This window comes from Labrys sp. KB_33_2 (genome assembly GCF_052114505.1).
GTDB lineage: Bacteria > Pseudomonadota > Alphaproteobacteria > Rhizobiales > Labraceae > Labrys.
The window spans coordinates 350,107-362,642 of sequence record NZ_JBFREW010000011.1 but is presented as its reverse complement, the minus strand read 5'-3'; the positions used below and the strand labels follow the sequence as shown (position 1 = coordinate 362,642).

Genomic DNA, 12,536 nt, shown 5'->3' with positions numbered 1-12,536 from the left:
GCGCGAATGGCCGTTCTCAACAAAGCTGACAATCCGATCGCGAAGATCCTGAGAATAGCTCCTGCCCATGATCCACCTCCAATAACGGTGAATCACAAATTGCCCTCCAAGGGAATCGCCGATTCCAGTTTCAGATCCGACGCTCTAGACGTAATTGCTCACGTGGGTCATTCCGGACGCGCTGCAGCACGTAGTGATGCGGCGCAGATCCGGGATCGTAAGCCAACCGAGGCTCATTCTCAGCGCGGTCCCCGGAACCAAACCGAGGTTTGGTCTGACTGCGAAGCAGCATTCCATGCTGCATCGCGCACGGGATGACCAGGGGGTGAGCAATTGCCCCTAGACCCATTCAGCCGATTTGTTGCGGAAGACCAGAAGCTTGCCCTGCCAGATCGGCTCCTCGGCGGCCTGACCGCTGGCTTTTCCCGCCAGCAGCACCATCAGCACGCGGGCAACGCCGCCATGGCTGACCACCACGAGATCCTGAGTCACAGTCTTGAGCCAGAGTGCGATGCGGTCATGCAGCATGGCGTAGCTCTCGCCGCGCGGCGGGACATAGGCCCATTTGTCGGCAGTCCGCGCCTTCACCATGTTGCGATCCACCGAGCGCAGTTCGGCCCAGGTCCGGCCTTCCCAATCGCCGAAGGTCAGTTCCTTGAGACGGTCATCGGTGGTGTAGCGCTGCGGTGGCAGGCCGATCGCCTTGCGTGCCAGTTCCGCCGTCTCGCGGGTGCGCCCGAGCGGGCTGACCAGCCAGGGCAGACCATCCGGCGCCGGCAGGACCTCGGCAAGCTTGTGGCCGGCCTCGGTGGCCTGCTTGCGTCCGACCTGGTTGAGGGGAATGTCCTGCTGGCCTTGCAGGCGCGCTTCGGCGTTCCAATCGGTCTCGCCGTGGCGCATGAAGTAAAGTGTGGGCGCCACGGGCTTACTCCTGCTTTGGACGCATGAATCAGACGGGAGGCCGTCCTGCCTCCCCAAGCAGAGCTTCCAGATGTCGCCCTCGAATGGGTAACACCGAGAAGCTCGCAAGTGTTTGAGAGCTTGCGGATTCTTCTTGATCGAGCACACGGCTCGATCAAGAAGAATCCGCTCGGACGGGCATCACGCCATCGGCGAACGCCCACCTCGTTTCGTGCTGTCCGGCCTGTCAGCGGCTGCTGGACCGGCGCTCCAAGGCCTGCCCTCGCGCTCAGTCCTTGCCGGCGAGCGTGATGTCGGGCGAGGTCGGATTCTTCATGCCGACCACATGGTAGCCGGCATCGACATGATGCACTTCGCCGGTAACGCCGCGCGACATGTCGGATAGCAGATATGCTCCTGCTTCGCCCACCTCCTCGATGGTGACGGTGCGGCGTAGCGGCGCGTTATATTCGTTCCACTTCAGGATGTAGCGGAAATCCCCGATGCCGGAAGCGGCCAAAGTCTTGATCGGACCGGCGGAGATGGCGTTCACCCGAATCGCTTTCTCGCCGAGATCGGCGGCGAGATAGCGCACGCTCGCCTCGAGAGCGGCCTTGGCCACGCCCATGACGTTATAGTGCGGCATCCACTTCTCGGCGCCATAATAGGTCAGCGTCAGGATCGAGCCGCCATCCGTCATCAGCTTCTCGGCGCGCTGAGCGACCGAGGTGAGCGAATAGCAGGAGATCAGCATCGTCTTGGTGAAGTTCTCTTCGGTCGTCTCGAGATAGCGGCCGTCGAGCTGGTCCTTGTCCGAAAAGGCGATGGCGTGAACGATGAAATCGAGCTTGCCCCATTTGGCAGCGACTTCGGCGAACACGGCATCGATGCTGGCCCCGTCGGTGACGTCGCAATGGCCGACGACCAGGGCATCGAGTTCGGCAGCCAATGGCTCGACGCGCTTCTTCAGGGCATCCCCCTGATAGGTGAAGGCCAGCTCGGCGCCATGCTGCCTGCACGCCTTGGCGATGCCCCAGGCGATCGATCGATTATTCGCCACACCCATGATGAGGCCGCGCTTGCCGGCCATCAATCCACTTGCTGTCATTCCGCAACTGCCTATTCGAAAGGAACGGCATGAATAACGGAAGGCTGCGCAGGGGGGAAGGGGCGATAGGTCTATTTGTTGAGGAATAGACCGTCCCTGTTACGCCGAAAGCGTCGGCAGCCGCCTTATCGTTCCCGGAATACCGCCTTCACACATGCTGGCCACCATTGATGGCGATCTCGGCCCCGTTCACATAGGAGCTCTGATCCGTGCAGAGGAAGTAGATGGTCTTGGCCACTTCATCGGGTGTACCGAGGCGCCGCATCGGAATCTGAGCGACGATCTTTTCGGTACCGGGCGAAAGGATCGAGGTATCGATTTCGCCAGGCGCGATCGCATTGACCCTGATGCCGCGCGGCGCAAAGTCCGAGGCCATCTCACGGGTCAAGGCAGCCAGGGCGGCCTTGGAGGTCGAATAGGCGGCACCGGCAAAGGGATGAACGCGTGCGCCGGCAATCGAGGTGACGTTCACCACCGAGCCCTTGACCTGTTCGAGCTCTTGGATCAGCCCGCGCGCCAGCATGATCGGCGCGAAAAAATTGACCTGGAACACCCATTGCCAATCCGAAAGCCCGGTCTCGATGCTGCTCAGGCGCGAGCCGCTCTTGCCCTTTGGCGAAATCGCCGCGTTGTTGACCAGCGCATGCAGGCCGGTGCCGTCCAGACGGCGCTTGATCTCCTCGATCGCTTCCTCGGTATTGGCCGGATCGGCGAGATCGACCTGGATGTGATCCTCCGGGCCTGCCTCCCAGGGACATTCCTCGGGAAAAGCGTGGCGGGAGCAGGTGATGACCCGCCAGCCTGCCGCTGAAAAGCGCTTGACGGTCGCATGCCCGATCCCCCGGGAGGCGCCGGTGAGAATCATCGCGCGCTGCGGATGCTGGGCGGAACTGCTTGCCATGACGGATACCGATCGAAAAAGAGGCGGCTCCAAGGAGCCATGCCAGAAGACATAGATATCACGACGCCCAAATGAAATAGGGTGGCGGATCGCCGCGACAGCCGAGTCGGGCCCAATTACAACCCCAGAGGCTGTTGCTCCAAATGGACGCGTGCCCTTGTCAGGGATAGAGCTGCTCGCGCCGCCAGCCGCCCTGGCTCTCGGCACGCCGGAAAACCAGGCGGTCATGCAATCGGAACGGCCTGTCGTGCCAGAATTCGATCTGCACCGGCAAGATGCGGAAACCGGTCCAATGGGGAGGACGCGGGATCTCGCCGATGGCGAATTTGGCCGTATAGGTCGCCACGGCCTTTTCAAGAGCGAAGCGCCCTTCGAGTGGCCGCGACTGCTGCGACGCCCAGGCGCCGATTCGGCTGCCACGCGGGCGCGTGACGAAGTAGGCGTCCGCCTCCGCATCGGTGACGCGCTCGACCGGCCCACGCACCCTCACCTGCCGGCGCAGGCTCTTCCAATGAAACAGCAAGGCGGCCTTGGGCGTGCCGCCCAATTCCGTGCCCTTGGCGCTCTGTGTGTTGGTATAGAAGACGAAACCCTTGTCATCGAGGCCCTTGAGCAACACCATGCGCACGTCCGGCAGGCCTTCCGGATCCACCGTGGCGAGCGCCATCGCGTTGGGGTCGTTCGGCTCGGATTTCTCCGCTTCCGCCAGCCATTGCGCGAACAACAAAAACGGTTCGGACGCGCCGAGGAAGCCAGCCGAGTCACCCGGCGTTAACTCGCCCGTGCCAGGATTACCTAACGTCATGGTCATTGGGGTGGCTCCACTGTGTTCAGCCTGTTCGTCTTCAAGGGCGGTTATAACGCCTACCGCGTCCGCGGCCCACTGTCAGTGCTGTTCGCCAGTGTCATTTTGACAGGCTGCGCCATTTCGACGCCCCTCGGCCCGATCTTCGGCTCGGCCGAGGACAAGACGACGACAGGTTCGATCCCCGAACAGGACATCCGCCTGAACGCCAGCATGACCGATGCCGACTGGCAGCAAGCCAAGGCTGCGCTGCAGGCGGGAATGGACCCCCAGAATCCGGGCGCCTCCATAGCGTGGTCCAGCATGACAACCGGCGTACATGGCCTGGTCACTCCGGTTGCCGATAGCTATGCCGAAAACAAGCTTACCTGCCGCAGCTTCGTCGCAGCCCAGGGCGGCCAGGGCCCGACCCAATGGTATCAGGGCAAGAGCTGCCGCAGGAGCGGCACGGCCTGGTCCATCGTCAGCGTACAGCCCTGGGCCCTGCCGCACGTGTGAGAATTTTCGCACGCCACCGGGCCTGGTTAATCGAACATTCAGGTGGCCCGGCGTATATTGCTGGTCATGCCGTGCGAAGTATCACGGGGCTTTCACGTTAACCATGATACTTTCGCCGCCAAATATTCACAGTCCGGCCTTCACCTCGCTTCAAAGCACCCTCAGGGTGAAAACAAGTAGAGCGTGTCGTTGCGTATGGAGTTAATTATGACGACCTCCCCTCTTTCTACCGACCGACCAAGCGAAGCGCTCGCACCGCCGCAAGGCTCCCCGCGCGAGCAGCTCCAGCATCTCTATCGCGCCATCGGCATTTCGGCCGTCGCCGCGGCAGCGGCCCAGGTGGCACGCGTTGTCGCCAAGCCGGAGAAGCCCAAGCATGAGATGCCGGCTTGCCTGCGCGACGAAGACGACGACCTCGCTGCCTAAGGCAAAGCGCGTTTAGAGCCAAACCCTGCTTTGCTTTCGCTCTTTGGTTCGATGCGTCTTTGCGATTCTGGCGTTACCGCTGAATCGCAAAACACTTTAGGCGAAAGCATCCCGCATTTGTCGATATGCGACACGACCGCAACGATAGAGGCGCGGCATATCGGTAACATTGAACTTATGAAAGCATCGCAGCCGCGCCGCAAAGCGCGGCTTTCTTTATGAGCTGAGGCTTATTTACTTGTGACGTTCTTGCAACATGTTGCAGTAAAATGACGGCGATGTCGCAAATAAGATAATCATGTCGCCGCTCCGTCATAATTCCCACGCCTTCGCTGTCAATTATGAGCCAAGTTGTTGTCGTAACTGCGTAAATCTGTGCACGTAATTGTCGTGTACCTTGGTTGAGGACCAGATTATGGACATCGAGGGATCGCGTCTCCAGCAGCCCGCGCAAGAGAAGCGGGAAAAGCTCGAGGATCGTTATGGCAAGATCGCCATCCCGGCTCTGGCCGCCGCCGTCGGGGCAGCCCGCAAGGAAAAGGATCAGCGCCAGATGAGCGCGGAGGCAGCCTATACGCGCCTCCAGCAAATGGCCCAGTCGTAAGACCCGGCTATACTTTCCTTTACGGCACTGGACCTGCCGCAATCGGCGGCAGGTTTGTCCGGATGCGACGCTTTGCCTGCCGAGGCAGGTGGCATTGGGACCCGTATCAACCGGCCCGCCAGGCAAGCATACGCCGAAGCCGGCGGCTGACGCCATTTTCGGCCGCGCTCATCCGGTGCTGAGCTTCGTCTCGGGTCCCTGCATGCTTATGCAGCCGATCAGACTAGGCTCCAGCCAGATATCGGCCTTTGTCGAAGGCGCCTCACGCCTGCCGATACCAGGCCCGGGAAGATCGGGCGCGAGCACGGCGTGAATCTGGTTGGCGCCGCAGTCCCGCCTTCATCCTCCTCCACTCGACACGAATGACCGATCGCTGCCACGCAGCCGCCGCCAAACCAGCGGAAGTCAGAAGCCCATGGAAGATACTGAAGCGCCTCGCGCATAGTCCCCCACGCCGGGCTTTCATTCGCATATGGGCCGAAGCCCGATTGGCCAGATCCGGAAAGTCGGCAGGTTTCCGCCGAATGCCCGCGGCTCGTCCCGCCGACACGAAGCTGCCCCAGGGGCAGCAGGGCCAACAAAAAAGCCCCAGTGCGATCCGGGGCTCTTGTCGAAATTACCTTGGATGCAGCGCCGTGACGAGCACGCCGCCGAAATCCGCCTCAGCGCACGATCACCTTCGTACCGGCGGGAACGCGGTTATAGAGATCGATCACGTCGATGTTGCGCATCCGGATGCAGCCGGACGAGACGCTACGGCCGATTTTCTCAGGTTCGTTGGTGCCGTGAATGCGATAGAGCGTGTCCTTGCCGCCCTGGAAGAGGTAAAGCGCACGCGCGCCCAGCGGGTTGGTCCACCCCCCTTCGGTGCGCTTGACATGCGGCCAGCGCACCATCATCTCGGCCGGCGGATTCCAGGTCGGCCATTCGGCCTTGTGGTCGATGACGGCTTCACCCGTCCACCCGAAGGCCTCGCTGCCGAGGGCCACGCCATAGCGCATCGCCTTGCCGTCGGGCAGCGTATAATAGAGCAGATGCTGCTTGGTCTCGACAACCACTACGCCCGCCGGTTCGCCAGTGGGATTGTCGACCATGTAGCGGGCAAACATCTTGTCCACGTCGCCGGTGGGAATCATCGCCATGAACTGCGCGTCCCGCTCCGAGAGCACGGGATCGGCCGTCTTGGTGTATTGGCAAGCGCCCAGACTCAGCGACATGACCGCGAGCATGGCGAAATGGACCAGTTTCATAGTACCCCCGAATACGTCAGCGCGTAGCTAGTACCGCCATCATTATGGTTACTGTTCGGTTAAGTCCGGCGGTACCAGGCAGACGAGAGCCGGAAAACTCAACACATGGACAGTACAAAAATGAAACAACCAGTGGGTGTCAATGCGGTGTGATTAAAAAACAAGAAGTGTTGCCGATATCATACGCTGCCACGCCAGACACCCGGGAGCCCCGGCGCCAGAGCGTCTTGCGATTTGGCCGCATCGCGAAGAGCCGTAAAGACACGTCGAAACAAAGAATTAGAGCAAGCGGGCGTCCATGCCTAAACGCACTTTGCCCCGAGAGAGGTCCCCTCATTTACTGGAGGCAACTGGGGCAAGAGCAAATATTGGGCCTCATGCCCTCGGCAAAGCCGCATCTTCTTCCCGGAGCGAGACCACGCGTAAAGTTCGTTCTCTGCGATAGGTCCATGCTGAAAGGAGCGGGCAAGCCTCCTGCAAGGCCTGCCCGCTCAAGTTACTGCTATGGAGAGTAGAGTGACGTCCACGGCAACCCGGTTTCCCGGTCGCTGCACCCCTGTGCCTTTCGGCACAGCCGGCCGCCGCAGCAGCGACTATTCGTCAATGAGCGGTCGACGGACGCGTCGGCGCCGAGAAGCTCAGCGCGCTGTCGATTCCGGCGATGATTCCGCGGGCCAGGTCGACATGACGGCCGACGCCGGCGGAAAGGGCATCCCGCATCTGCGAGTCGAGAGGAGAATTGTCGATGGCAACACCGAGGTTGGAGAGCGTCGCGCAAAGCTCGCCCAACAGACGCTGGTGCTGACGGATCGAAAGCATGTAGGCGCGATGCAGCTCGGTGATATCTGGCGCCGACATGTCGATGTCGTCATTCCAGGCCAGGCGTGCGTTTGAGGTCAACATCGATAGTCCCCGACGATTTTGCGTGGGCTCGTGCTGATTTGCGGCCCCGCTGATGCAGCAATGGTTAATTGGAAACGGCCCCTTCGCGCTGTGCGTTTTCGCACATCGCTGCGGGGCGGTATCAGCATGCCGCCTATCCATCGACCGGAAGGGTCATTCGGGAAAGGCACCGGGGCGAGCACCATCGACACTGAGTGAACATCATCGCATCCCCGTCAAACTATGCGAAAGCGCACAGAGGTAATCGTCAACATAGACACATGCTGCAGCGCGCTTGAGTGTCACAACATTTGCTTATATTTGAAACGGCAAGAAGCGAACCTGACCGCACAAATGTCCGATCGACCGTTTCATTGGAGTTTACTATGCGGAAAAGTCTTTATGCCCTTGTTCCAGGTCTCCTCGGCCTGGCTGGCGCCCTATTGCCTTTTGCAATGAGCGCAAGGGCAGAAGAGGGAGCACGCGTCATGCTCGTGCTCGACGCCTCGGGCTCCATGTGGGGCAAGGTTGGTGACATCACCAAGATCGAGGCCGCACGCCAAACCGTCGGTACCATCCTGAAAGGCTGGCCGGCGGACGATCACCTCGGCTTGATCGTCTATGGCCATCGTCGCAAGGGCGATTGCAAAGACATAGAGATGCTCAAACCGGTCGGCCCGGTCGACGAGCGGGCGTTCATGGCCATGGTCGGCGGCCTGTCGCCCAAAGGGCGCACGCCGATGACCGACGCCGTGCGAACCGCCGCCGAAGCGATGAAGGGGCAGGAAGGCCGGTCGACCATCATCCTGGTCTCCGACGGCGTGGAAACCTGCAACGCAGACCCCTGCGAGGTGGCCGCAGCCCTGAAGAAGGCCGATATAGACCTCGTCGTCGACACCGTCGGCTTCGACATCAAGGATCCCGAAGCCAACCGCGAACTGCGCTGCATGGCGGAGGCGACGGGCGGCATCGCCCTGCAGGCCGAGGATGCCGGCGAACTCACCAAGGCCATCCAGCAGGCCGTGCACACCGCCCAAGGCAATCCGGCGCCTGCACCGGCCCCGCAACCCAAGGCTGAGCCGAAGGCGGAACCCAAACCGGACTGGAACCTGACGGGCTATGCCCGGCTGGCCGTGGGCGACGACCCGATCACCGACGACGTGCGATGGGAACTCACCCGCCCCGCGCCGGAAGGCACGACATCCGAAGTGGTGATGACGAGCTACAACGCCAACATCCACGAACAGGTTGAGCCGGGCGACTATATCCTCACGCTCACGGCAGGCGAGGCGAGCGTGAAGGCCCCCATTATCATCAAGGCCAACGAGATGAACCGTGTCGACATGGCGTTGAACGCGGGCCGCATCGGACTGCGCGCCAAGCGCACGGCGACCGAAACGGCAAAGGGCTATGTGGTCTGGACCGTGAAACCCAAAGGCAGCAGCGCTGATCTGTTCACCGGCTATGACGCCGAGACCGGGGTCATCCTCCCGGCGGGCGAATACAGTGTCACGCTGAAGCTTGGCGCAGCCGTCCAGACCCGCGATATCGAAATCGCGCCCGGTGAAACGGTTCCTGTCGAGGTCATTGCCGGTGTCGGCAAGCTGAAGGGCAAGGTCACCTTTTCCCCGGGAGGCTCCGCCGTAAAGGATCCCCGTGTCGATATCTTGGTTGGCTCCGAAGCAGCCGAAGGCGAGTCCTCCTTGATCGGCGACTATGCCGCCGAGCCTGTTTTCGATCTGCCCGAAGGCACCTATCGCGTCCGTATCAAAGTCGATGGCGTGGATCGCGTCTTCCCGCTGACGATCAAGACCGGTGAGACGGTGACGGCTTCCTTCCCGCTCGACGCCGGCCTTGTCGCCATCACCGCGCCGGGCGCAGATTCGATCCGCATCACCGTCCCGCGGACCGGCATTTATGGTGATGACGCGGAGGAAATCACGCGGAACTACGATACGTCGATGAGCTACGTTCTACCCGCAGGCAAATACACGGCCAGCGCGTGGAAGGGCGACGTCAATGTCACCCAGGACATCGAGATCAAGGCCGGCGCACGCAATGAGGTGAAACTGGCCCTGCCTCAATGACCCTGCCTTCAGGGGGCGGCGGTTGCGATAGTATCTCGGCGCAATTGCCGCCCCTCTTCTTCGCGCCGGCGAGCGGTGGTGCGTTGCCGCGAGACCGTCGTTCTCGGCGGCGACCACCCCATTTCGTGATTTGACGGAAGCGCCTGGACTCGCAAGGACACCTCGAAAACCGCAATCGAAGCAAAAAGCCGTTCAGCTGCGAAAGCACGCAGCCTCAGGGAAACACCAAATATCGCCGCTTGGTGCCGCTTCGGGTGTCGGCCATCAGAAGATCGATGGTATCGACTTCACCTTCATGCCGAAGACCGGCTATCACCGTGGCGACGGTCAAGTCCGGCCAGGCTCGCCGGACCGCCTGTCGAATCGCCTGCTCGACATCCAGTTCCATTCGGGTCGGATCGGGCATGCTCCAATCCTCGAAGACCAGGCCGAGTGTTCGCGCCAGCGTGATGCGAAGCTGATCGTCGCTTGGAAGATCGGACATGCGAAGGGCCCCCGGTGACCGCCTTCCGCATCATGCGCTGCTCCGATGGCAAATGAGAAGCGCCACGTCGCTCGAGGCCGTCACAAGCATGAGTTGGAGGCTCGTCCGGATCGAGACCAGTTGCCTTCGGCATCGCACGGCGCCTTAGGGCGAAGAGGCGCGAAGACGCTGCCATCTTCCGGAAATGACGACATCAGATCGGCTTTGCCGCCAGGGTCGCCACCCAATGATCGAGCCGTTCCTTCAGGGTTCGCTCGCGCACGAAAGCAACCTCTTCATCCTCGATCTGTTCGATGATCTCCAGGCTGAAGGTGCGCTCTCCGTGCCTGCTCCAGGCGGACTGCAAGCCCTGGTTCAGGCTGGCGCCCTGGCCCAGGGTGAACCAGAGCCTGTTGCGGATCTTCGAAAGGTCCGGCGCCCGGCCGACCCAGCAATCCCCCGTTTCCGTGCAGCGAAGGGCGTAGATGCCAGCCGCGACCTTGCGCTTCTTATAGGCGTCGACAACCGCCTTGCGATCTTCACGTTTCATGGACGGCCTCCTTGGACCAAAGCGGAATGGCGTTGCAATTGCACGCAGCCGTAAACCAGAACAGCACGCTACGCAATATTACCCGGGTATATTGACAAGGAAAATTTCACCCGGATATAATCCCGCCAGTTTCATCGCGGGCCTGTCCAATCGCAGACACCTGTTCGCCCAAGCCGGACGCCTCCTGGATGCCGAGGAAAATCCATGCCGCCTTATCTTTCTCCCACGCAGGAGGCCGGACGAGACTTCGTGACGCGGGGTCTTGCCGGCCCGGTCGCCATGCTCAATCTCCTGCGTTTTCGCAAGGTCGCCGACTATTCGGCCTCGCCGGAACTCGCGCCCATCGCGCCGATCAGCGGCGAGGAAGCCTTTCGGCGCTATGTCGTCCACACCCTGCCCTTCCTGTCCCGAAGCGGCGGCGAGCTGCTGTTTCTCGGCGCCGGCGGAGCTTTCCTGATTGGCCCCGAAACGGAACGGTGGGACCAGGTCGCGCTCGTGCGGCAGGCCTCCGTACGGAGCTTCCTCGCCTTTGCCGACGATGAGGGCTACCTCGCCGGGCTCGGGCACCGCACCGCCGCCCTGGCCGATTCACGCTTGTTGCCGCTCACGCAACTGACGATTCCCGCCTGATTTCAGCCCCGCTTTCCTACATGCACCTGGTGGCCCGCCGCCCGGAATGCATCCGCTTGCCCGGTATCCGCCATGTCATCCTCTTCTCCCTCTCGCCCCCTGTGGCGCCTCTATCTCGGCATTCTCCTGCCGATGATGCTGACCAATGTCCTCCAGGCTGCCTCCGGCACGCTCGACGGCATCTGGATCGGCCAGCTTCTCGGTCTCCAAGCCATTGCCGCGGTATCGGCCTTCTTTCCGATCCTGTTCCTGGCGCTCTCGCTGGTGATCGGCCTGAGCAGCGGCGCCGCCGTGCTGATCGGCCAGGCCTGGGGCGCGGGCGATCGACCGCGCGTTCGCCGTATCGCCGCCACCGCCATCGTGACGGTGCTCGCCCTCAGCTTGCCGATAGCCCTGTTCGGCCACTTCGCCATTCCCGGCCTGTTGCAGGCCCTCGGCACGCCTGCGGCGGTCCTGCCGGCGGCTGTCGACTATGCGCGCCTGATGACGGCCGGCTGCCCCGTCATCTTCCTGCTTTGGCTCGTCACCTCGATGAGCAGGGGCGTCGGCGACGCCGTCTCGCCGCTTTTCGTGCTCGTCATCGCGACAGCGCTGTCTCTTGCCGCCACGCCGGCCCTGATCGAAGGTTGGGCAGGACTGCCCCGTCTTGGCGTCACGAGCGCCGCCTTCTCCACCATCGGCGCCTATGCGCTGTCGCTGCTCTGGCTCGCCTGGCACTGGCGCCGCCGCCGGCATCCGCTCGCGCCGACGACGCCTCGAGCTCCAACCTTCGACGTCTTGCTCGCTTCGGCCATCCTGCGTATCGGCTTGCCGACAGCCTGCCAGATGATGAGCATGGCTGTGGCGGAACTGGTGCTGCTCGGCCTGGTGAACCGGCACGGAGTCGGCGCCACCGCCAGCTATGGCGCCATCAACCAGATCATGAGCTGGGTGCAATTTCCGGTGATGTCGCTGGGAATCACGGCGACGGTCCTGGCGTCACACAGTATCGGCGCAGGCCGGCTAGGCGTTGTCGGGCCTATCCTGGTGACCGGGCTGCGTCTGAACCTGGTTACGACAGGCGCCTTCGTGGTTGCCGCCTATATGCTTGCCCCGGTGGCCATCGGCCTGTTCATCACCGAAGCCGCCACGGCTCTTGTCGCCGTGGATCTCCTCCATATCGTGCTGTGGAGCGTGGTGCTCGCGGGCTGGTCAGCGGTGCTCAGCGGGGTCATGCGGGCGGATGGCACGGTCCTGGTGCCGACAGGCCTGTTCATGGCCGCCATCGTCCTGGTCGAGGTGCCGCTGGCCTGCCTGCTGGATGCGAAAATAGGCTTGTCCGGCATCTGGATCGGCTACGCCGCCGGATTTGCGGCCAACCTGCTACTCCAGGCCGGCTTTTACGGCCTGGTCTGGTCGAAGAGGCCGGCGCGGCGGCTGACATGAGACAAAG

The 12,536-nt window shown here is 62.1% G+C and carries 14 protein-coding genes; 6 read left to right on the top strand and 8 right to left on the bottom strand.

Features of this window, described 5'->3' with window-relative positions:
- Positions 1 to 339: 339 nt before the first annotated feature.
- The 4 genes from AB4037_RS21235 to pdxH form a co-directional block, all read right to left on the bottom strand.
- Positions 340 to 921, bottom strand: a complete 582-nt coding sequence (locus AB4037_RS21235) for a histidine phosphatase family protein (RefSeq protein ID WP_434955510.1) — start codon at positions 919 to 921, stop codon at positions 340 to 342.
- 268 nt (positions 922 to 1,189) lie between these two features.
- Positions 1,190 to 2,008, bottom strand: coding sequence for an enoyl-ACP reductase FabI (gene fabI / locus AB4037_RS21230; protein ID WP_068284574.1), 819 nt, complete (start codon positions 2,006 to 2,008; stop codon positions 1,190 to 1,192).
- Positions 2,009 to 2,156: 148 nt separating this feature from the next.
- The gene (locus AB4037_RS21225) at positions 2,157 to 2,909 is read right to left on the bottom strand and encodes an SDR family NAD(P)-dependent oxidoreductase (protein ID WP_434955509.1); all 753 of its coding nucleotides are present in this window, start codon (positions 2,907 to 2,909) and stop codon (positions 2,157 to 2,159) included.
- Positions 2,910 to 3,069: 160 nt separating this feature from the next.
- Positions 3,070 to 3,720, bottom strand: a complete 651-nt coding sequence (gene pdxH, locus AB4037_RS21220; protein WP_434955508.1) for a pyridoxamine 5'-phosphate oxidase — start codon at positions 3,718 to 3,720, stop codon at positions 3,070 to 3,072.
- A gap of 15 nt (positions 3,721 to 3,735) precedes the next feature.
- Between pdxH and AB4037_RS21215 the strand changes: the two genes are divergently transcribed.
- The 3 genes from AB4037_RS21215 (at position 3,736) to AB4037_RS21205 (ending at position 5,242) form a co-directional block, all read left to right on the top strand.
- Positions 3,736 to 4,212, top strand: coding sequence for an RT0821/Lpp0805 family surface protein (locus AB4037_RS21215; RefSeq protein WP_434955507.1), 477 nt, complete (start codon positions 3,736 to 3,738; stop codon positions 4,210 to 4,212).
- Positions 4,213 to 4,419: 207 nt separating this feature from the next.
- On the top strand, positions 4,420 to 4,638 hold the full coding sequence (locus AB4037_RS21210) for a hypothetical protein (protein WP_434955506.1): 219 nt from the start codon (positions 4,420 to 4,422) through the stop codon (positions 4,636 to 4,638).
- 415 nt (positions 4,639 to 5,053) lie between these two features.
- A complete protein-coding gene (locus AB4037_RS21205) occupies positions 5,054 to 5,242 on the top strand; it encodes a hypothetical protein (protein ID WP_149251642.1) in 189 nt (62 codons plus the stop codon).
- A 662-nt stretch (positions 5,243 to 5,904) separates the two neighbouring features.
- Here AB4037_RS21205 and AB4037_RS21200 read toward each other — a convergent pair.
- Entirely contained in the window at positions 5,905 to 6,492 is a 588-nt protein-coding gene (locus AB4037_RS21200) for a L,D-transpeptidase (protein ID WP_434955505.1), read from the bottom strand.
- 600 nt (positions 6,493 to 7,092) lie between these two features.
- Positions 7,093 to 7,395 (bottom strand): hypothetical protein, encoded by a 303-nt coding sequence (locus AB4037_RS21195; protein ID WP_434955504.1) that lies wholly within the window; start codon positions 7,393 to 7,395, stop codon positions 7,093 to 7,095.
- A 467-nt stretch (positions 7,396 to 7,862) separates the two neighbouring features.
- Between AB4037_RS21195 and AB4037_RS21190 the strand changes: the two genes are divergently transcribed.
- A complete protein-coding gene (locus tag AB4037_RS21190; RefSeq protein ID WP_441772844.1) occupies positions 7,863 to 9,461 on the top strand; it encodes a vWA domain-containing protein in 1,599 nt (532 codons plus the stop codon).
- Positions 9,462 to 9,675: 214 nt separating this feature from the next.
- Here AB4037_RS21190 and AB4037_RS21185 read toward each other — a convergent pair whose 3' ends face one another.
- Both AB4037_RS21185 and AB4037_RS21180 read right to left on the bottom strand, forming a co-directional pair.
- Positions 9,676 to 9,945: a hypothetical protein gene (locus AB4037_RS21185; protein WP_434955502.1), complete on the bottom strand. Its 270-nt coding sequence runs from the start codon at positions 9,943 to 9,945 to the stop codon at positions 9,676 to 9,678.
- 193 nt (positions 9,946 to 10,138) lie between these two features.
- A complete protein-coding gene (locus tag AB4037_RS21180) occupies positions 10,139 to 10,474 on the bottom strand; it encodes a GIY-YIG nuclease family protein (protein WP_434955501.1) in 336 nt (111 codons plus the stop codon).
- A 204-nt stretch (positions 10,475 to 10,678) separates the two neighbouring features.
- Here AB4037_RS21180 and AB4037_RS21175 point away from each other — a divergent pair, with 204 nt between their 5' ends.
- Together AB4037_RS21175 and AB4037_RS21170 are read left to right on the top strand one after the other, a co-directional pair.
- Complete coding sequence (locus AB4037_RS21175) at positions 10,679 to 11,104, top strand: DUF1330 domain-containing protein (protein WP_441772843.1); 426 nt, start codon at positions 10,679 to 10,681, stop codon at positions 11,102 to 11,104.
- A gap of 72 nt (positions 11,105 to 11,176) precedes the next feature.
- Complete coding sequence (locus AB4037_RS21170; RefSeq protein WP_441772842.1) at positions 11,177 to 12,529, top strand: MATE family efflux transporter; 1,353 nt, start codon at positions 11,177 to 11,179, stop codon at positions 12,527 to 12,529.
- Positions 12,530 to 12,536 lie beyond the last annotated feature (7 nt).

What these genes read in the sequence shown, in the direction of transcription:
- AB4037_RS21170 (WP_441772842.1), top strand. Translation starts at nt 11,177, where the DNA reads ATGTCATCCTCTTCTCCCTCTCGCCCCCTGTGGCGCCTCTATCTCGGC.
- AB4037_RS21195 (WP_434955504.1), bottom strand. Translation starts at nt 7,395, where the DNA reads ATGTTGACCTCAAACGCACGCCTGGCCTGGAATGACGACATCGACATG.
- AB4037_RS21175 (WP_441772843.1), top strand. Translation starts at nt 10,679, where the DNA reads ATGCCGCCTTATCTTTCTCCCACGCAGGAGGCCGGACGAGACTTCGTG.
- AB4037_RS21180 (WP_434955501.1), bottom strand. Translation starts at nt 10,474, where the DNA reads ATGAAACGTGAAGATCGCAAGGCGGTTGTCGACGCCTATAAGAAGCGC.
- AB4037_RS21185 (WP_434955502.1), bottom strand. Translation starts at nt 9,945, where the DNA reads ATGTCCGATCTTCCAAGCGACGATCAGCTTCGCATCACGCTGGCGCGA.
- pdxH (WP_434955508.1), bottom strand. Translation starts at nt 3,720, where the DNA reads ATGACCATGACGTTAGGTAATCCTGGCACGGGCGAGTTAACGCCGGGT.
- AB4037_RS21225 (WP_434955509.1), bottom strand. Translation starts at nt 2,909, where the DNA reads ATGGCAAGCAGTTCCGCCCAGCATCCGCAGCGCGCGATGATTCTCACC.
- fabI (WP_068284574.1), bottom strand. Translation starts at nt 2,008, where the DNA reads ATGACAGCAAGTGGATTGATGGCCGGCAAGCGCGGCCTCATCATGGGT.
- AB4037_RS21205 (WP_149251642.1), top strand. Translation starts at nt 5,054, where the DNA reads ATGGACATCGAGGGATCGCGTCTCCAGCAGCCCGCGCAAGAGAAGCGG.
- AB4037_RS21210 (WP_434955506.1), top strand. Translation starts at nt 4,420, where the DNA reads ATGACGACCTCCCCTCTTTCTACCGACCGACCAAGCGAAGCGCTCGCA.
- AB4037_RS21200 (WP_434955505.1), bottom strand. Translation starts at nt 6,492, where the DNA reads ATGAAACTGGTCCATTTCGCCATGCTCGCGGTCATGTCGCTGAGTCTG.
- AB4037_RS21190 (WP_441772844.1), top strand. Translation starts at nt 7,863, where the DNA reads ATGCTCGTGCTCGACGCCTCGGGCTCCATGTGGGGCAAGGTTGGTGAC.